This window comes from Curtobacterium flaccumfaciens (assembly GCF_018598405.1).
GTDB classification, from domain to species: Bacteria; Actinomycetota; Actinomycetes; order Actinomycetales; family Microbacteriaceae; genus Curtobacterium; species Curtobacterium aurantiacum.
On the sequence record NZ_JAHEWS010000004.1, the window covers coordinates 105,704 to 124,930 of the forward strand.

The following is a 19,227-nucleotide window of genomic DNA, read 5'->3' on the forward strand; positions in this document are numbered from 1 at the left end:
TCAGTGTCCGTGCCCGTGGTCGTGCCCGTGGTCGTGCTGGTGCTCGGCTGCGTTGTGCGCGGCCTCGACGGCGCCGGAGACGTGGTGCGAGCAGTGCGACCCGGCGGACGCCCCGATCGACGCCGGCACGTTCAGGGCCGGGTTCCGCGGGAAGAACCCGTACGGCTTGAGCGTGAACTTGGCGTAGTCGACGGGCATGACGGGCCAGTCCTCGGGCCGGGGGAAGTGCGTGGGGCCGAAGGTGTGCCACAGCACGATGTCCTCGCCGTCGAGCGGACGGTCACCCTGCACGTACCGGGCGACGCCGTCCCCGCCGGGGTTCTGGTGCACGAAGTCACCGGCGGCGAAGCGCTCGGCCGGGTCGTACTGCGTCACGTACAGGTGCTTCCGCGCGAACTCGGCGCGTGCGGCCACCGACGACGAGTCGTCCGCGAGCAGCACCGGAGCGTCCTGCGGGTACAGCACGTACCCGGTCGGGCGGTCGAGGTGGTTGCGCTCCTCGGTGTTCGAGATGAACCACGTCCGGGCCTTCGACGCGTCGGCGAGACGGCCGGAGGTCGACTCCGACGACAGCCGGGTGACCGACTTCGTGAACGCGTTGCCGTGCTCGTTGCCCGGGCCGACCGGGACCCGGACGGCATCGACCTCGTCCACCGCGTTCGACAGCCCGTCGACCATCATGTCCAGCCGCGCCGAGAACAGGTGCTGGTGGTACGGGGCGCCGAGACCGGGCGCGACCTCGGAAGCGTACGGGTAGTCCGCACCGGACTCCGTCCGACCCGGGTACGACGAGGTGAAGAGGACGCCGGTGAGCTTCGCCTCGCACTCGATCGTGCCGTCGAGGTACAGGTACCAGTAGAACCCGTAGTCGTAGTTGCCGACCGTGGTGAAGAACGAGATCACCAACCGACGGGAGCGCCGGACCTCCTGTGACCCGGTGTAGATGTCCCCGTGCTTCCAGAGCGTGCCGAAGTCCTCCTCGTGCATGCAGATGCCGTTCCGGATGGTCTGCGGGTTGCCGAGCTCGTCGGCCAGGACGGCGTCGAAGTACTTGATCTCGCCGACGCAGTCGCAACCGAGCTCGAGCGAGTTGGTGAAGCGTCCGAACAGGTACTCGCCGGTGTCGAAGTAGTTCTGCCAGAACCGCACCGGCGACGGGTCGCCGTAGGGCACGAGCATCTCGTCGATCGAGGCCCGGTAGACGATCGGCCGCAGCCGCGCACCGTCCTGCCACGACAGCTGCCGGAGCACGAGCCCCTCACGGGCGTCGAACCCGACCTGGAACCGCCAGTTCGCCCACTCGACGAACTCGCCGTCGACCGAGAACGACGGCCCCTCGGGCTGCGTGATGACGATCGGCTTGAGGTCGAGCGGTTCGCCCTGCACCGCGGGGTCGTCGAAGTTGCCGGACGTGGCGGGCACGGGCATCTCCGCGACGTCCACGATGCGGGTCACCGCGCGGTTGGCGGCATCGACGTACACGGACAGGCCGTCCACGGGGTGCGCCCAGACGTGGTCGGCGGGGTGGTCCTGGCGGAAGGCGAGCACGCGGAGGATCCGGCGCCCTTCCTCCTCCGGGTAGTCGTAGTACCCGGCCGACAGCGGAACGCACTTCACCTCGTCCGGCGTCAGGCCGCGCTTCGCCAGTGCGGCGACCCAGCGCTCGTCCGCGTTCGCGATCTCGCCGACGGCGTCGAACTCCTCGATGAGGACGGGCAGCTGTCCACGGGACCCGTCGAGCACGTCGGTGGACAGGACGATCCGGTCGGTGATCGAGACGACGCCGTCGGTGGAGCGTCCGGTCGCCATGTCGAGGAGCATCACGCGGGCACGGCGGTCCGGCAGGGGACCGTCGCCGGCCTGCCAGGCCAGGACCTGCTGCTTGTGCGGCTCGTCGAGGCCGACGTAGACGAAGCGCGTGGTGTCGGTCCAGTCCGGCTGCGCCGTGACGACGTCGCGGACGGCGGTGAACTCGTCAGGGCTCAGGTTCGCGAGCGGGTGGGTGGTGGCGGTGACGGGATCGGTGAGCGTCATGCTGGTGGTTCCTTCGGTTCGGTCTGGAGGCGCGGGTCGGGTGGGTCGGTCAGCCGTCGCTGGCGAGACGGTCGAGCATCTGGTCGTAGCGGCGGCGGTCGCGCCGGCGCAGCACCACGGCCTGCAGCACGCCGACGGCGGGCACGACCACGACGAGGCCGGTGAGCACGGTGCTGACGACACCGAAGACGCTCGCTCCGGAACCGTCGACGTCACCGACGAGCGTCGGGAAGTTCGCCCAGATCAGGACGGCCGAGGCGACGAGCCCGACGAACCCCAGGACCGGGGCGATGACGGTGTTCCAGATGCGGCGGTCGGCACGGTTCCGGTGGAAGTAGACGATGACGGCGAGGCTCGTCGCGGCCATCAGGAGCGCCACGCCCAGGGTGGCGACGCCGGCGAACCAGCTGAAGACCTGCAGGACCGGGTCGAGGCCGAGGACGGCGAACAGGACCATGAGCACGGCGGCGGTGACGGTCTGCACGACGCTCGAGGTGTGCGGCGACTCGTGCTTGCGGTGCACGGTGCCGAGACGACCGGGCAGGAGCGAGGCGTTCGCCATCGAGTGCTGGTACCGGGTGATGACGTTGTGGAAGGACAGGACGCAGGCGAACATGCTCGTGAGCAGCAGCACGTTCATGACGGCCTCGCCCGCGGTGCCGATGTACCGCGCCGCCGTGGTGAGGATGAGCGCGCCCGGGTCCTTCGCGGCCTCGGCGAGCACGCCGTCCGGACCCCAGGCCATCACGAGTCCCCACGACGCCAGCGTGTAGAACACCCCGATGCCGATGACGGCGGTGTAGGTGGCCCGTGGGATCGTGCGCTCCGGGTCCTTCGCCTCGTCGCGGAAGATCGCGGTCGCCTCGAACCCGATGAACGCCGCGATGGCGAACATGAGGCCGACGCCGGGTGAGCCGGACATGACGTGGGTCGGTTCGAACGGCGCGAGCGAGAGCCCATCGGCACCGCCGCGGAACACGATCCCGGCGACCAGGACGAGCACGATCCCGACCTCGCCGACGAGCAGGACGCCGAGGACCTTGCTCGACAGGTCGATGTGCCGGTAGCCGAGCACCCCGACGAGCGCCACGACGACCAGGGACCACACGTACCAGGGGATGTCAGGCCCACCGAGGCCCGTGACGGTCACCCCGAGCAGGTACCCGATGTAGCCGTGCACGCTGACCTGGATCGTCGTGTAGGTCAGCAGCGCCAGCGTGGCCGCCCCCGCACCGGCCGGACGACCGAGCCCGTGGCCCACGAACGTGAAGAAGGCGCCGGGTCGCGGCAGGTGCCGGGTCATCGCCGCCAGCCCCACCGAGAACAGCAGCAGGATCACGGCGGACGCGGCGTAGAGCGACGGGAACCCGACGCCGTTGCCGAGCAGCATGCCCAGCGGGGCGGCACCGCCGACGACGGTGAGCGGGGCGGCGGCCGCGACGACCATGAACACGATCGCGGTGACGCCGAGCGAGCCGCGCATGGTCCGCTGCGGTGCGGGTACGGCTCCGAGTGACGCGGGGTCCTTCGTGATGCTGGACATCGTGGCCTTCCGGTTCGGGTGACTGGGTCGGGTGGGACCACGGTCCCGCGCTGCCGTTGCGCCCCCGTTCCACGGGTGTGAAACCCGCACGCACCCGAATGGGACGGCCCGGACGAGGCGTCTCATTTGCCCGAGACCACCGCGAAACACGACCGAGACACCGGGGCAACGCAGCCCCCGTACCGTTGCCGCATGACCGCGCTCGACCGTGCCATCGCCGACCCACCCCGGGTGCCGGGCATCGGTACGCGCTCACCCGTCGACGGGCTGTCCCGGCGGAGCATCGGCCCGGTCGACGTGCTGGCGCAGTCGGTGTCCGCGGTCGCACCGTCGGCGGCGGCCACCACGATCCCGGTGCTCGTCGCGACCGTCGCCGGGCAGGGCGCGACGTGGTCCCTGCTCGCCGCGATGGCGCTGTCGTTCCTGGTCGGACGCACCGTGAACCAGTTCGTCCGACGCGTGGCGGGCACCGGCTCGCTCTACACCTACGTCTCGCTCGGCCTGGGGCCGGCAGCCGGTGTGGTCGCGGGCGCCGCACTGCTGCTCGGCTATGGGTTCATCGCGATGTTCTCGCTCACCGGCAGCGGCTACTACCTCGACTACCTGCTGTCCCGGTTCGTCCCGACTGCCGGCACCGGCTCCCTGGTCACGGTCGTGGTGATCACCGCCATGGGCGCCACGGTGTTCGCCGTCATCGCCCTCGGGGTCCGGTTGTCGACGCGCCTCACCCTGCTCGTCGAGACCCTGTCCGTCGCCGTCATCGTCGTGCTGATCGTCGCCCTGGTCGCACGGCTGCAGCCCGTCGACACGTCCGCCCTCGCACTCGGCCCGACCGCACCGGCGCCCTTCGCGGTGGGCACGGCGCTCGCGGTCACCGCCTTCGTCGGGTTCGAGAGCGCGTCGGTGCTCGGCGTGGAGGCCCGCCGCCCGTTCCAGGCGATCCCCCGCGCGATCTCGTGGACCGTCCTGGTCGCGGGCGTGCTCTACGTCGTGAGCGCTGCCGCCCAGCAGACAGGGTTCGCCGCGATCGGCGCCGACCTCGCCACGAGCGCGTCGCCGGTCAACGAGCTCGCCACGGCGTTCGGCATGCAGTGGGTCGGGTGGGCGCTCGACCTCGGGATCGCCGCCTCGTTCGCCGCGTGCGCGATCGCCTCGACGACGGCGCTCGTCCGGGTGCTGTTCGCGATGGGCCGTGAAGGGGTGCTGCCGGCCGCGCTCGGGCGGGCGTCACCACGCTTCCGGGCACCCTTCGTCGCGGGCGTGCTGGCGTGCTCGGTGCTGACCGCACTGCCGGTCCTCGGGCTCCTCACCGGCATCCCGACCTGGTCCCTGATGGAGGCCGAACTGGTCGTCGCGGCACTCGGGTACCTGACGGCGTACGCGATGACGTGCTTCGCAGCTCCGGTGTTCCTGCGACGCATCGGCGAGCTGACGACCGGGGTGGCGACCACCGCGGTGACGACCGGTGTCCTGCTCACCGCCGTGCTGCTCACCTACGCCGGGGTCGAGGCCGCATCGCCCCGGTGGCCGGCCGTCGTCCTCGCCGTCGGGGCGGTCACCGCGGTGGTGGTCGCGTTCCTGGTGGCGACCCGTCGGCGACCCTGGCGACGGGGTCGGAGCCGGGCAGTGTACGACGTGCCGGTCGAGGCGGACCTGCTGGGCGCCTCCCGGTCGTCCGCCGGACCCGGCCACGGGACGGGGGTGCGGTGAGCGAACCCGGTCTCCGCGCGCGGCAGCCGAAGGCGATCCAGAACGCCCTCGCGGTGCTCGAGGCGGTCGCGCACGCCGGGCCGGGCGTCACCGCCCAGCAGATCTCGGATGCGCTCGGGATGCCGCGGGCCACCACCTACCGGCTCATCACGCTGCTCGTGGAGGACGAGTATCTGGTGCGCCTGCCGGACCTGCGCGGCTTCGCGCTGGGGCACAAGGTCTCGGAGCTCGCCGGCGTCGCCCCGGCCGCGGCCCCGTTAGTCCCACCACTCCCCCGCGCCGTCCGGTCCGTGCTGTCCGACGTGCGATCGGCGGTCCGTGCCGGGGTGCACCTGGCCCGGTACGACGCCGACGGGATCTGCGACGTCAACGTCGACCCGGACTTCCCGCTCCTCGACGCGACCGCCCTGCGATCGGCACCCGGGTCGAGTGCGATGGGGCGGCTGCACGCCGCCGGCGGTGCCTCGGCGTCGCAGGTCGGTGCCTTCGTGCGGGGCTTCGGGTGCCTGGCACTGCCCGTCCGCGGCGAGCGCGGCGAGCTCGTGGCGGGGTTGACGCTGTCCGCGCCCGCGGCCCGGGTGGAGTCCCCCGGCAAGGCCCTGGTGCACCTGCGGATGGCAGTCGTACGGCTCGAGCCCCTGCTCGGCTGAGTTCTCGGCGTCCTCTGAGCGTTCTTTTGGCACTCACAAGGGTCGAGTGCTAAAACGGTGGCAGTTGAGTCGAGGGGACTCAACGAGAACCACGAAGGAGTTGATTTCGATGACGATGAACTTCGACCCGTTCCGCGAGCTCGACCGACTCGCGGGTTCGCTCCTCGGCACCGCCGCCGGCCCGCGCTCGATGCCGATGGACCTGTACCGCACCGGGGACCACTACGTCCTCGACGTCGACCTGCCCGGCATCGACCCGGGCTCCGTCGACATCGACGTGGACGGCTCCGTCCTGACGATCCGCGCCGAGCGCACCCTCGGTGCGCCGGAGGGCTCGCAGTGGATCACGCGTGAGCGCCAGCCCGGCACGTTCGTCCGGCAGCTCACGCTCGGCGACGGCCTGGACGCCGAGCGCATCACCGCCGGGTACGACAACGGCGTGCTGAGCATCACGATCCCGGTCAAGGAGTCCGCGAAGCCCCGCAAGATCGCCGTCTCCGTCGGCGGCGGGTCCGAGCAGCTCGCGGTCGGTTCCGGCACCACCGCCGAGTGAGGAGCTGAGCGATGACGTCCGTCCTGCTGAACGCGGTGGTCGCCGTCCTCGTCGTCACCGCGGCGCTCGCGCTGACGAGCCTGGACCGGCGCACCGCCGTGCTCCTCGGAGCCACCGGCAGCCTGACCGGCACCTTCCTGGCCTGGGTCGCCGCGCCCCGGCTCGTCGAGCAGTCGTTCCTGGCCCCCTGGGTCGCCGCGGTCCTCGGCACGGCCCTGCTGATCGCCGGGTGGAGCGCCGCCCGCGCCTACTCGGGCATCTTCGAGGCACCACGTGACGAAGAACCCGAGACGGGGGCGCTGATGACCGTGGGCGGGTCCGCCCCGCCGGTGCGGTGACCACCTGACGGACGGGAGGCCCGGTGCACGTCGTGCGCCGGGCCTCCCGTCGTTCCGTCGGTCGCGTGGGCGACCGTCGGGACTACTCCTTGTTCAGCTTGTCCTGCACCAGGCCGGCCGTCTTCTCGACGACGTTCGGGAGCTCGGTGGTGCCGTAGAGCCGGACGTCGGGGTGCGTGGGCGGGGGCATCGGGACCGAGGTCGTCGGGCCGTCGTGGTACGAGTACTCGCCCTTGCCGTCGAACGACGGGCCGCTCGCCCAGGGGCCGTTCTTCGCCTCGGCACCGTCGGAGAAGTTGAGGTACTGGTAGTTGACCTCCTGGTTCTCCTTCGACTGCGGGAAGTTGCTCGGCACCGGGAAGCCCTCGACGCCCTTCTCGCGCAGCTCGGCGGCCGCGGTCGCCCACATGTTCTGGTGCATGGTGTCGCGGGCGATGAGGAAGGACAGCAGGTCCCGCACGCCGTGGTCGTCGGTCATGTGGTAGAGCCGAGCGGCCTGCACACGACCCTGCATCTCGGCGTTCTCGTTCGCCGTGAAGTCGGCGAGCAGGTTGCCGCTGGCGGTGATGTACGAGCCCTGCCAGGGGTTGCCGTTGCTGTCCACCGGACGGGCACCCGCACCGGCGACGATCGCGTGCTGGACGTCGGTGCCGCCGACGATCGCGGCGACCGTGGGGTCGTCCTGGAGCGCGTCCTCGGTGATGCCGAGGGGCGACTTCTCGAGCAGCTGGGCGATCATCGTCGCGAGCATCTCGACGTGGCCCATCTCCTCGGCGCCGATGCCGAACACCATGTCGCGGTACTTGCCGGGGATGTGCATGTTCCACGCCTGGAACTGGTACTGCAGCGCGACGGAGATCTCTCCGTACTGGCCACCGAGCACCTCCTGCAGCTTGCGGGCGTAGATCGCGTCGGGCTTGTCGGGCGTTGCCTTGAACTGGAGTTCCTGCTTGTGGAAGTACAAATCGTGCTCCTTCGTGTCGATCGAGCGATTGCACGGCCGATGGTTCGCCGGGGGCACTGAGCGGCCGTCCAAGGTGGCCGGATCACGCAGAGGGTGTCCCGGATGCGCTGGTTCCGCGGCACCGGGTCCGCAGCAGGCTTCACCCGGCAGGCTTCACCCGGCAGGACGAGGCCCTTCGTTCGACCGCCCGATGCCGTCGGCCGGACGGTTGCCCAGGCTGGGAGCATGCAGACCTCCACCAAGCACACGATCGCCACGCTGCTGCTCTGCGCGGCGATCGTGGTCGCCACCGTCGTCGCACTCATGGCCATGACGCCGCCCGCGTGACGGCGGTGCGGCATGGGAGGATCGCTCTCGTGACCGAACGGGGCAGGTTCCTCCGGCCGCTCGCCACCCGGTCGATCGTCATCGACGTCACCTGGGCGGTCCTGGCGGCGTTCGTCTTCCTGCTGCCCATCGACCTCGAGCTCGAGCACGCGAGCCTCGCCGCCGTCCTGTCGGCGTCCGTCGCGATCGCCCTGCGCCGCGTCTCCCCGTCCGCCGCGATGGTGATGGTGGTCGTCCTCGGGGTCGTCCAGGTCGGCGGCGGCGAGCGCCCCTCGCTGGTCGACCTCGCACTGTTCGTCGTGATCGGCACCGCCGCGGTCGTGGGTACCCGCACCGAGGTCGTCGTCTCCGGCGTACTCGCGGTCGTCGCCGGTGCGGGAGCGACCGTCTACCTGGCGTCGACCGGCTTCCGGTTCCTGGTGCTCATCAACGGCCCGCGCGACCAGGCCTTCCTGGCGATGGCCGCCCCGGTGACCGCGCTGCTCGGCGTCTGGGCCGGCGGGGTCGCCGTCCGGGCCTTCCGCTCCCGCGACCGCGAGTCGGAGCGCCGAGCCGACGCCGAAGCCGCCGCTTCCCGCGCCGAAGCCGTCGCCACCGAGGCCGAGGCCACCGCCACCCGCGCCATCGACGTCGCCGAGTCCGAACGCATCCGCGCCGACATCGCCCGCGACGTGCACGACGTCGTCGGCCACTCGCTCGCGGTGATCATCGCGCAGGCCGACTCGGTGCCCTTCCTCGACGACGAGGCCCGCATCCGAGCGGTCAGCGCCACCATCGCGAGCACCGCCCGGAGCTCCCTGGTCGAGGTCCGCCAGGTCCTCGGCCACATCGACGGCTCGTCCGAGGCGACCGGGCCCGGCTCGCTCGAGGAGATCGTGCAGGGCATCCGCGACGCCGGGGTCGAGGTCGACCGCACGGTCCGCGGGGTCCCGCTGGGCCTGCGCCCGGACGCCGGCACCGCCGCCCGCCGCGTGCTGCAGGAGATGCTGACGAACGCCCTGCGCCACGGCGCCCCCGGCAACCCGGTGGTCGTGCGGGAGACCTGGCGGAGCGCCGACCTGGTGCTCGAGGTCGAGAACGTCGTCGGGGACGGCACCACCGCGGGCTCGGGCCGTGGGATCGACGGCATGGACTCGCGCCTCGGCGCCCTCGGTGGGTCGTTCGACGCCGCCGTCCTCGACGACGTGTTCACCGCACGCGCCCGCATCCCGTTCGACGTCCAAGGGGGACCCGTCCGATGACCGAACCGATCAGGATCCTGCTCACCGACGACCAGGCGCTGTTCCGCGCCGGGCTCCGGGTGGTGCTCGACGCCCAGGACGACATGCGCGTGGTCGGTGAGGCCTCCGACGGAGCCGAAGCGCTCGCACTCATCCCCCAGGTGCGCCCCGACGTGGTGCTGCTCGACATGCGGATGGCCGGCATGGACGGCGTCGAGACCGTCCGGCAGCTCTACTCCGGTGCCGTCGCGGGCCCGCTCCCCCGCGTCGTCGTGCTCACCACCTTCGGGCTCGACCCGGCGGCGGCGACCGCGATCCGGCTCGGCGCCAGCGGCTTCCTGCTCAAGGACACGACGCCGCCGTTCCTGTTCGCCGCGGTGCGGGCCGTGCACGAGGGCAGCTCGGTGATCGCACCGAACGACCTCGCGCAGCTGTTCGGCACCGACGTGGCACGGGCCCCGGCCCCGCAGCCGCCCGAGTTCGCGAGCCTGACCGAGCGGGAGCGGGTCGTGTTCGGGTGGGCGTCCCGCGGGCTGTCGAACGCCGAGATCGCCACGAAGGAGTACGTCACCGAGTCGACGGTGAAGACCCAGATCTCGAGCATCCTCGGCAAGCTCTCGCTGCGCGACCGGGTGCAGCTCGTCGTCTACGCACACGACCACGGGCTGGCGGGCACCCGCGACGCTTGAAAGGTATGCCTATTGCAGTCCCCGGGCATCGAGCGCCGCGACCTCGTCGAGGATCGTGGCGATCGCGGCGGGGTCGTGGGCGAACCGTCCGAGGAACAGCCCGCCGATCCGCCCCTGCCCCCGGGTGAGCAGGCCGGGCCCGGCACTGCCCCCGTAGAGCACGGTGCTGCCGTGCAGCTCGGGCCGGGTGGCGAGGTGCTGCTCGATGCCGGCGAGCACCGCCACGATGTGGTCGTCCGGTGCGGGTGCCGGGGCACCGATCGCCCACACCGGTTCGTAGGCGACGGTCAGGGGTCCGGCGAGACCGTCCGCGACGGCGGTCGAGACGGCCCGGTCGAGCTGCGCGGTCACCGCCGCCACGGCCTCGGTCGGATCGGAGGCCCGGTCCGGCTCCCCGACGCAGACCAGCGGACGCAGGTGGTTGCGGAAGGCCGCGTGCACCTTCCCCGCGATCGTCGCGTCGTCCTCGTGGAACAGGGAACGCCGTTCGGCGTGCCCGATCTCGACCAGGTCGACACCGATCTCCCGCAGTTCGGCGCCGGAGACCTCGCCGGTGAACGCGCCCGCGTCGGCCCACGACAGGTCCTGCGCGGCGAGCTGCACACCGGTGCCGGCGAGCAGGTCACGCACCGGGACGAGGGCCGGGAACGTCGGCGCCACGAACAGCGACGCCGCACCCGAGCGCACCGCGGGGTGTCGCCGGGCGATGTCGGCGACCTCGGCCGCCCACGACAGCGTCCGGGCGTGCGAGAAGTACGTCTTCAGCGACACCCCGACGGTGATCACGGGGCGATCGTCTCCACGACGAGGGCGAAGGACAGCGCGCCGGGATCCGCGGTGCCGACGGCCTGGTCGGCGTGGGTCCGTGCCCGGCCCATCTTCGGCACGAGGGACTCCGTGGCGTCCGCTGCCTGTCGGGCGGCGCGGACGGCGTCGCCCCAGGCCTCGGCGAGCGCCGCCCCGGCGTCGAGCCGGGTGCGGAGCACCTCGTCGAACGGCACCAGGGCGTCCACCATCGTCTTGTCACCGACGGTGGCGCCGAACGCGAGCACGGCCTCGGTGGCCGCGCGGACCCCCTGCGCGACGGTGGCACCCGACGGACGCGAGTCGTCCCCGACCACGCGACCCAGTGCCTCCAGGGCGGCACCCCAGATCGCACCGGACGTGCCGCCGGCCTTGTCGGACCAGGCATCCGCGGCGACCAGCAGGACGGTGCCGGCACCGGCACCGCGGCTGACCGCGTCGGCGGCTGCGACGTCGGCGGCGTGCGATCCGCGCTGCATCCCGATGCCGTGGTCACCGTCGCCGGCCACGGCGTCGATGCGGCCGAGTTCGTCGGCGTGCTCGTCGAGGACGGCTCGGACCGCGGCGAACCCGGCGGCGACCTGTTCGGCGACCACGCGGGATTCGTCGGTCGCCGGGCCGATGCCCACGCCCTCGGCGTCGGCCGCCACGGTGGACGGGTCGACCCGCTGTTCGGCGACCGCACCGCCCTTGCGGTAGGCGGGGGTGTCCGCGGGTGCTGCCCAGAGTTCCTCGAGTTCGTCGTCGAGCCAGAACAGCGTCAGGGAGACCCCGGCCATGTCGAAGCTCGTGACGAGTTCGCCGACCTCGGGCTCCACGATGACGACCCCCGCGTCCGCCAGGCGCCGCTGCACCGAGCGGTAGACGACGAAGAGCTCCTCGTACTTGACCGAGCCCAGGCCGTTCAGGATCGGGACCACCCGCTGGCCCTCGAGTGCCACGCCGTCGGGCAGTTCGTCGAGCAGCCGGGACACCAGCAGCTCGGCCAGCCCGTCCGCGGTGGGCACGTCCGTCTCGTCGATGCCCCGCTCGCCGTGGATGCCCATGCCGACCGCCATCCGCCCCTCGGGCACCGTGAACAGGGGTTCCTCAGCACCCGGCAGCGAGCACCCGGAGAACGCGACGCCGAAGCTGCGCGTCCGGTCGTTCGCCCGTTCGGCGACGGCGGCGACCGTGTCGAGGTCGTCCCCGCGCTCGGCGGCGGCGCCGGCGACCTTGAAGACGCAGAGGTCACCCGCGATGCCGCGGCGCTTCGCGCGGTCGTCGGCCGGGGCGCTCGTCACGTCGTCGGTGACGCGGACGGTCCGGACCGGGATGCCGTCGGCCTCGAGCGTGCGCGCCGCGGCGTCGAAGTTCAGGACGTCGCCGGCGTAGTTGCCGTAGCTGAGCAGCACCCCGCCACCGTGCTCCGCGGCCTTCGCGACCCCGGTGACCTGCTGGGCGCTGGGGCTGGCGAACAGGTTGCCCATCGCGGCACCCGCGGCCAGGCCGTGTCCGACCAGCCCGCCGAACGCGGGGTAGTGGCCCGAGCCGCCGCCGATCACGACCGCGACCGTGCCGTCGGGGCTCGTGGTGGAACGGGCGACCCCGCCGTGCACCCCGCGCACCCACCGCTCGTTCGCGGCGACGAAGCCGTCGGTCGCCTCGTCGGCGAAGTCCGCCGGGTCGTTGAACAGTCTGGTCATCGCGTGCTGCCCTTCGGGTCGGTGGTGCGGACGTGCGAGGTGTCGAGCAGTTCGTCGGCCTTGGCCCCGCGGAAGAACTTGGTGCAGAAGATCATCACCGCGGCGACGAACGCCAGGACGCCGAGCGAGACGATGCCGAACGCGCCGCTGTCGGTGGGCACCACCTCGTTGATCGCGGTGCGCATGATCGGGGCGACGAACCCGCCGAGGTTGCCGAGCGAGTTGATCAGGCCGATGCCCGCGGCGGCTGCGGCACCGGTCAGGAACGCCGTCGGGTAGGCCCAGGTGATCGGGCCGACGGCCAGGAAGCTCGCGACGGCCAGGGTGATGAACAGGATGCCGAGCACGGGCTGCCCGTTCGCACCCGCCCACGCCGACCCGAGGATCGACAGGCCGGTCGTGATGTAGAACAGGGTGCCCCAGCGACGACGGCGTCCGACGGAGTCCGCACGCGACCCGATCAGGTAGCAGGCGACGAGCCCGACGAGCCACGGGATCGCGGTCACGAGCCCGACCTGCCAGCCGACGTCCTGCCCGAGCAGCGAGGACACCTGCTGCGGCAGGTAGAACGTCGTGCCGTACACGGCGACCTGCAGGCAGAAGTAGATGATCGTGAAGTACCAGACGCGCCCGCTCGCCATCGCGCGCCAGATGCCCTTCGGGCCGTCCTCGGTGCGGGCCGTGTCCTCGCGTTCCATGGCCGCGGTGAGCGACGCCTTCTCCCCCGGCTCGAGCCACTTCGCCTGCTGCGGACTGTTCGTCAGGAACACCAGGGCCGCGATGCCCGCGAACACCGCCAGCAACCCCTCGCCAGCGAACATGACCTGCCAGCCGTGGAACGGCGTGACCTGATCGCCGATGCTGATCAGCCCACCGGACAGCGGGGCGCCGATCATCTGCGAGAACGGCTGCGCCAGGTAGAAGATCGCGAACATGCGCACGCGCACCTTGTTCGGGAACCACTCGGACAGGTACATGATCACGCCCGGGAACAGCCCCGCCTCGGTCACGCCGAGGATGAACCGCAGGACGATGAACATCGTGTCGTTCGTCGTGAAGGCGAACAGGGCGGCGACGATGCCCCACGTCACCGCGATGCGGGCGAGCCAGAAGCGCGCACCGAACCGCTTGAGCAGCAGGTTCGACGGGATCTCGAAGATCGCGTAGCCGATGAAGAAGATGCCGGCACCCAGGGCGAAGGCGGCGTCGGAGATGCCGCGGTCGACGCTCAGGGCCTCTTCGGCGAAACCGACGTTCGTGCGGTCGAGGAACGCGACGAAGTACAGGATGACGAGCATCGGCATGAGGTGCTTCGTCGCCTTGCCGATGGCGGACTTGAGGCCGGGGTCGTTGGTCGACCCGAGCGCGGGGGCAGGGGGTAGTGACACGGGTTCGCTCCTTTGCGAGCACGGTGCGGTCGTTCTGGCGTCCGGCGGTCGGTTCGGTCGTCCGGACGGGAGGCACGGATCGCGTCGCGCGGTCGGCGCGCGTTCCGTGGGCGGCTGGCCCTAGTGCATGTACAGGCCGCCGTCGACGTTGAGCGTCTGGCCCGTGACGAACCCGGCGTCCTCGCTGATCAGGTACGCGATCGCCGCGGCGATGTCCCGCGGGGTGCCGATGCGCGGCAGTACGCCGTCGGCGGCCATCTCGGCCTTCCGCTCCTCGGACAGCGTGCCGCCCATGATGTCGGTGTCGATCGGACCGGGCGCGATCGCGTTGACGGTGACGCCGCGTGGACCGAGCTCGCGCGCCAGGCCACGGGTCAGCCCGATCACGCCGGCCTTCGCCACCGTGTACGGCGTCTTGCTGAAGGTGCCGCCGCCGCGCTGGGCGGAGACCGACGACAGGTTCACGATGCGCCCGTAGCCGGACCGCACCATCGACTCCGCCGCCCGCAGGCTGGCGAAGTGCACGCCGTCGAGGTTGATCGACAGCACGCGGTGCCACTCCCCCTCGGGCAGGTCGAGGTAGGCGTGCGCGGACGAGACCCCGGCCAGGTTCACCAGTGCGGTGATCGGGCGGAGTTCGGCCTCGATCGTGTCGAAGGCCGCACGGACGGCGGATTCGTCGGCGACGTTCGCCCCGACACCGACGGCCCGCACGCCGTGCTGTTCACGGATCTCGGCGGCGACCTGCTCGCTCGCGGTCTGGTCGAGGTCGATGATCCCGATGTCCCACCCGGCCTCGGCCAGGTGGTGGGCGGTCGCGCGGCCGATGCCCCGCGGTGAGGCGGCCCCGGTGAGGACGACGGTGCGGTCCTGGCGCTGGCCGGCTGACTGGTTCTGGTCGCTCATCGTGGTCCGCCTCAGTGGATCGGTGCCGGGCCGAGCTCGTCGAGGAGCTTCTGCATCGCGACGTACGCCTTGTTCCGGTAGGCGACGAGCTCGGGCGTGCGGTCGGCCGGCACCTCGAGGTACCCGGCGCCGGACTTCGTGCCGAGCTCACCGGCGTCGACGTGCTGCTGCAGCGACGGCGGGGTGGCGAAGCGCTCGGGCCAGCGGGTCTGCAGCGACTCGAAGCAGAACGCGTAGACGTCGAGCCCGGCCATGTCGGCGATCGCGAACGGGCCGAAGAACGGCAGGCGGAACCCGAACGTGGTGCGCACGATGGTGTCGATGTCGTCGGGACTCGCGATGCCCTCGTCGGCGATCTTCGTGGCCTCCTCGAACAGCGCGTACTGCAGGCGGTTCAGGACGAACCCCGTCGAGTCCTTCACCCGCGCCGACTGCTTGCCGGTCGCGGCGACGACGGTCTCGCCGACCTCGATCGCGTGCTCGTTCGTGGTCGGGTGCGGGATGAGCTCGACGCCGGGGATGAACGGTGCCGGGTTCGAGAAGTGCACGCCGAGGAACCGCTCCGGGCCCACGACCGCCTCGGCCAGCGACTCGATCAGGATCGTCGAGGTGTTCGAGCCGATCACGGCGTCGGGGCGGGCGGCCTCGCTGATGCGGCGGAGCGTGGCGTGCTTGATCTCGAGCTTCTCCGGCACGGCCTCCTCGATGAAGTCCGCGTCGGCGACGGCGGCCTCGATCGACTCTGCGGCGCTCAGGTGTGCGCGGACTCGTTCGACGGCGTCCTCGGGGAACAGCCCGTCAGCGACGAACTGTGCGGTCTCGGTGAGCAGCCGCTCCAGGTTCTGCTCGGCGATCTCGGCCGAGACGTCGGCGATCCGGACGGTGTGGCCGGCGAGGGCGAGGACCTGGGCGATCCCACCGCCCATGTAGCCGGACCCGACGACGGCGATGTCGAGGGTGCTCATCGGATTGCTCCTTCGGTGCTGGTTGCTGCAGTCGGGGTCGCCGTCGCGTCGAGCTTCGTCGTCGCGAGGACGGATCGGATGTACTGCTGGTTGGTGGCGCAGACGCCGAGGCTGTCCCCGCCGTACTGCTCGGTCATGACGATCCCGCGGAACCCGTCGGCGACGGCGTCGCGCAGGACCTGGCGGTAGTTGATGAGGCCCGTCTCCATGGTGCTCGGCGCGCTCGTCGCCCAGCTGCCGTCGCCGGCCTCGTCACGCGTGTAGTTCTTCACGTGCAGGTAGTTCGTGTGCGGCATGGTCTTCGCGAACAGCTCCCGCCAGTCCTCGACCGGACGGTGCAGGCGGATGAGGTTCGCGACGTCGGCGTTCAGCCCGACGTTGTCGAGCCCGATCTCCTCGACCAGGCGGACCGCGCTGTCGGCGGTGCCGAGGTACGTGTCCTCGTACAGCTCGAGCGCCATCGGCAGCCCGACGCTCGCAGCGTGCTCGCCGAGCTCCCGCAGTCGCTTGACCGCGGCGGCCCAGACCTCGGGGTCGTCGGGGTCCTTCGGGCCCGGCGCCGTCCAGAACCACAGCGCGCGCTTCTGCGCGTCGGTGAACGGCTGGTGCAGGCCCGTCGAGAAGACCTGCATGCCCCACTCGGCCGCCGCGTCGATGGTGCGGTGGGCGTAGGCCAGGTTCTCGTCCTCGTGCCCGGGCTGGATGACGCTCTTGCGCTGCAGGTGCACGGACGGGATCCCGATGCCGTGCGACTTCGCGACGGCGAACAGCTCGTCGCGGCGCGAGGCTTCGAGGTCTGCGGGGCGGATGTGGCTGTCAGCGAGTTCGGCGAGCGAGAAGCCGACGGCCTCGATCTGCGCGAACACCTCGTCCCACACCTCGGCGGGGGCGTCGTGGAAGGCCGTCCCGTCGCGGGTGACCTGCGCGAACCCGTGCAGGCAGGCGGCGATCGGCCAGGTCTTCGACGTCCAGGTGGTGGGGTCCCAATCCTGGTCGACCCAGTCCTGTGGAGTGGTCACGGAATGCTCCCTTGCATGTCGTGGTGGTTCAGCGATGAACCTCTTTCCTATAGGAAAGATACTCGCACGACGCCGGAACGCAACCCCTTCGCCTCAGCTCGTGTGGGAGGCGTCCGCGCGCGAACGCAACCGGACGGCGTCGATGTGGAGCCGCATCGCGGCGACGGCCGACGTCGGGTCCGCAGCCAGCGCCTCCAGGATGGCCCGGTGCTCCTGGACCGCACGATCCGTGTCGTCCCCGCCACCCTCGACGATCTGCCGCATGCGGTGCACGCGCGTCGTGATGATCTCGGACATCTCCTCGAGGAACGGGTTCCGTGTCGCGTCGAAGATCAGCTGGTGGAACTGCCAGTCGCTGCGGAAGAAGCGGGCCATCAGCTCTTCCGGAGCGTGCGCAGCACCGACGGACGCGACCTCGGCGGCAACCGCGGCCTGCTCGTCGAGCGCTGCCGCCAGTCGCTCGCGCAGGCCGTCGACGTCGCCGCGGGCAGCGAGCTCGACGGCGCCGCTCTCGACGATGAGCCGGGCGTCGAACAGGGCCTCGAGCTGGTCGCCGGCCAGGGGCGGGGAGACCCGGTACCCCTTGTTCGCTTCACGGGTGACGAGGCCGGTGCGTTCGAGTTGCACCAGGGCTTCGCGCACCGGGGTCGGGGACACTCCGAGGGAGCGGGCCAGGCCGTCGATCGACAGTCGCATGCCCGGTTCGACGTCGTGGCCCATCAGGACCTCGAGCACCCGGTCGTAGACGCGGTCGCGCAGGCCGAGCTGCGTGATGCGCTCCGTCCCGAAGCCGGGCATGGTCGTGGACATGGGTCGATCCTAGAGAATCCACGACTCGGGCTCGGTGCGAGGGCCCCGGGCCAGGCTGCGCCATCGCCGGGCCCCCTCCTGCGATCGACTCGCACGACCAGGCCCACGACGAACTTACTCGGGGCGACACAGCCCTTCAGTCCCTTGACCTGCTTGCTCGCGACCTCCGCCGCGCTGTCGCGCGGCTCCCACTGCTAAGCACCCCGAGGAGGAGCGCGAAACCGTGGAACGTTCAGCGCCCGTTCACCGGGCTTTTTTGCGGGAGGGCAAGAACCGATCCCAGGCTCTGCGATGCAGCATGCGGCGCGAGCATTGGCTCCGCGGATCCCGCACGAGGGGACGATCGTCGGGTGGGTTGTCCGCATTCGGGTCGACTGAGGCCGATCGAGTTGCGTCCGGTTCAACCCGACTCAGCCGCGTCGACGCATCGGGGTTTGAGGACCACGGACATCGACGCCGCGAGTGGCAACGTCGCATCAGCTCCTGAGTGCCCGCTTGCCCATCGGTCACCAGTCGGCAAGCCCAGGGGTCCGCAGCCGCCGCGGCGATCTGGCTCGCGCCATGCTCGTGCTTCTCGTCTCTGACGATCAGAACTGTCGAACGGTCCGCACGACGTTGGGCAATGTGATCGGATCGAGCACACCGTGGTGCACTGCCCACACCACCCACACCATCTGGGCGGGCAAGGCGATGACGACCAACACCGTCAGCACGGACATCACGCGAACGGCCCACGCCAGGACGGCCTGCGGGTCGAACCTTCCGGACGGATCGATCCGTCGAGACAGCTGCCATCCGACCGCCGCGGCCGCGACGTTGATCGCGACGATCCACCAGGTCGGATGCGACTGGAAGTCGAACTCGCGGTCTGCGACGCCGGGCTGTGTCGCCGAGACCTGCCACGCCGATGCGACGGCCTGCACGACCACGAACATCGTGGTCCATCCGGCCAGACGAGGCCCGTCGATCGACACCGGGCGGAGTCGGCGTGTGCCGCCATGCCGGGCATCGGTGGTCGGGGTCGTGGACATGGGGTGATCATGGCAGACACCAACCAGGGCGAACGCCACGTGGATCACCGTGCTGCGCAATTGAACAGGCAGAGCGGATGCACCCACACCGAGAAGACCGCCTCGTACATCGCCCGGTAGCGGATCGGCTAGCGGACGCTCTTGACTCGTTGATCTTCAGCGAATGTTCCTGAGACGATTGCGCTCGCGATTCCGAGCACGACCGCCCCAAAGCGCGACCCGGTTCTGGGCTCGACGTCGAAGTCGGAGATGCTCACGCCAGAGAGGCTATAGGGCGAGCGCGGCGGTCGTTCCAACCGGGCACGCCGCCCGGTAGAGGATCGGTCAGCGGGCGCGGGTGAACTGCTGCGCGCTCCGCCGGAGCTCCGAACGCAAGGCGGTCGTCGAGACGCGGCCGAGACTCGCCATCCTGCGGAGTCACACGTCGAGCATGAAGGCCCAGCCGATAACGAGGAACCCCGCGATGATCAGCGTCGCGAGCCCCGTCCAGAACCAGGGCGCCCCCGGTCGCCTGGTCATTTGACCTCGTCCGAACCCGTACTCGCGGACCGTCACCACAACCGAACGGAAGAGCAGTCCCGCTCCGATGAG

The 19,227-nt window shown here is 71.0% G+C and carries 18 protein-coding genes; 6 read left to right on the forward strand and 12 right to left on the reverse strand.

Annotation, left to right across the window (positions count from 1 at the left end; translation table 11 throughout):
• Together KK097_RS04015 and KK097_RS04020 are read right to left on the reverse strand one after the other, a co-directional pair.
• The gene (locus KK097_RS04015) at positions 1–2,034 is read right to left on the reverse strand and encodes a primary-amine oxidase (protein ID WP_214543784.1); all 2,034 of its coding nucleotides are present in this window, start codon (positions 2,032–2,034) and stop codon (positions 1–3) included.
• 49 nt (positions 2,035–2,083) lie between these two features.
• Positions 2,084–3,577 (reverse strand): APC family permease, encoded by a 1,494-nt coding sequence (locus KK097_RS04020; protein WP_214543785.1) that lies wholly within the window; start codon positions 3,575–3,577, stop codon positions 2,084–2,086.
• 192 nt (positions 3,578–3,769) lie between these two features.
• On the opposite strand from KK097_RS04020, the gene KK097_RS04025 reads away from it, so the two are divergent.
• From KK097_RS04025 to KK097_RS04040, 4 genes are all read left to right on the forward strand, one after another.
• Positions 3,770–5,287: an APC family permease gene (locus tag KK097_RS04025; protein WP_214543786.1), complete on the forward strand. Its 1,518-nt coding sequence runs from the start codon at positions 3,770–3,772 to the stop codon at positions 5,285–5,287.
• Positions 5,284–5,937, forward strand: a complete 654-nt coding sequence (locus KK097_RS04030; protein WP_307858374.1) for a helix-turn-helix domain-containing protein — start codon at positions 5,284–5,286, stop codon at positions 5,935–5,937. Before KK097_RS04025 ends, KK097_RS04030 begins: the two co-directional genes overlap by 4 nt.
• A 109-nt stretch (positions 5,938–6,046) precedes the next feature.
• Positions 6,047–6,490 (forward strand): Hsp20/alpha crystallin family protein, encoded by a 444-nt coding sequence (locus KK097_RS04035; protein ID WP_214529219.1) that lies wholly within the window; start codon positions 6,047–6,049, stop codon positions 6,488–6,490.
• An 11-nt stretch (positions 6,491–6,501) separates the two neighbouring features.
• Positions 6,502–6,828, forward strand: a complete 327-nt coding sequence (locus KK097_RS04040) for a hypothetical protein (RefSeq protein WP_214529220.1) — start codon at positions 6,502–6,504, stop codon at positions 6,826–6,828.
• 82 nt (positions 6,829–6,910) lie between these two features.
• Here KK097_RS04040 and KK097_RS04045 read toward each other — a convergent pair whose 3' ends face one another.
• Positions 6,911–7,792 (reverse strand): manganese catalase, encoded by an 882-nt coding sequence (locus tag KK097_RS04045; RefSeq protein WP_071404423.1) that lies wholly within the window; start codon positions 7,790–7,792, stop codon positions 6,911–6,913.
• A gap of 356 nt (positions 7,793–8,148) precedes the next feature.
• On the opposite strand from KK097_RS04045, the gene KK097_RS04050 reads away from it, so the two are divergent.
• Positions 8,149–9,360: a sensor histidine kinase gene (locus KK097_RS04050; RefSeq protein ID WP_307858373.1), complete on the forward strand. Its 1,212-nt coding sequence runs from the start codon at positions 8,149–8,151 to the stop codon at positions 9,358–9,360.
• Entirely contained in the window at positions 9,357–10,028 is a 672-nt protein-coding gene (locus KK097_RS04055; RefSeq protein WP_214543787.1) for a response regulator, read from the forward strand. Before KK097_RS04050 ends, KK097_RS04055 begins: the two co-directional genes overlap by 4 nt.
• A 9-nt stretch (positions 10,029–10,037) precedes the next feature.
• Here the strand turns inward: KK097_RS04055 and KK097_RS04060 are convergent, their stop codons facing one another.
• The 9 genes from KK097_RS04060 to KK097_RS18335 all read right to left on the reverse strand — a co-directional run bounded on the left by KK097_RS04060 (position 10,038) and on the right by KK097_RS18335 (position 18,893).
• Complete coding sequence (locus tag KK097_RS04060; RefSeq protein ID WP_214543788.1) at positions 10,038–10,814, reverse strand: triose-phosphate isomerase family protein; 777 nt, start codon at positions 10,812–10,814, stop codon at positions 10,038–10,040.
• Positions 10,811–12,517 (reverse strand): dihydroxyacetone kinase family protein, encoded by a 1,707-nt coding sequence (locus KK097_RS04065; RefSeq protein WP_214543789.1) that lies wholly within the window; start codon positions 12,515–12,517, stop codon positions 10,811–10,813. Before KK097_RS04065 ends, KK097_RS04060 begins: the two co-directional genes overlap by 4 nt.
• On the reverse strand, positions 12,514–13,905 hold the full coding sequence (locus KK097_RS04070; RefSeq protein ID WP_214529225.1) for an MFS transporter: 1,392 nt from the start codon (positions 13,903–13,905) through the stop codon (positions 12,514–12,516). The genes KK097_RS04065 and KK097_RS04070 overlap by 4 nt, the downstream gene beginning before the upstream one ends.
• 120 nt (positions 13,906–14,025) lie before the next feature.
• On the reverse strand, positions 14,026–14,811 hold the full coding sequence (locus KK097_RS04075; protein ID WP_214543790.1) for an SDR family NAD(P)-dependent oxidoreductase: 786 nt from the start codon (positions 14,809–14,811) through the stop codon (positions 14,026–14,028).
• An 11-nt stretch (positions 14,812–14,822) separates the two neighbouring features.
• The gene (locus KK097_RS04080; RefSeq protein WP_214543791.1) at positions 14,823–15,776 is read right to left on the reverse strand and encodes a 3-hydroxyacyl-CoA dehydrogenase family protein; all 954 of its coding nucleotides are present in this window, start codon (positions 15,774–15,776) and stop codon (positions 14,823–14,825) included.
• Entirely contained in the window at positions 15,773–16,795 is a 1,023-nt protein-coding gene (locus KK097_RS04085; RefSeq protein WP_214543792.1) for a sugar phosphate isomerase/epimerase family protein, read from the reverse strand. Before KK097_RS04085 ends, KK097_RS04080 begins: the two co-directional genes overlap by 4 nt.
• 93 nt (positions 16,796–16,888) lie before the next feature.
• A complete protein-coding gene (locus tag KK097_RS04090) occupies positions 16,889–17,605 on the reverse strand; it encodes a GntR family transcriptional regulator (RefSeq protein WP_017887786.1) in 717 nt (238 codons plus the stop codon).
• Positions 17,606–18,192: 587 nt separating this feature from the next.
• Positions 18,193–18,636: a hypothetical protein gene (locus KK097_RS04095; protein WP_214543793.1), complete on the reverse strand. Its 444-nt coding sequence runs from the start codon at positions 18,634–18,636 to the stop codon at positions 18,193–18,195.
• Positions 18,637–18,764: 128 nt separating this feature from the next.
• Positions 18,765–18,893 (reverse strand): hypothetical protein, encoded by a 129-nt coding sequence (locus KK097_RS18335; protein WP_284730977.1) that lies wholly within the window; start codon positions 18,891–18,893, stop codon positions 18,765–18,767.
• Positions 18,894–19,227 lie beyond the last annotated feature (334 nt).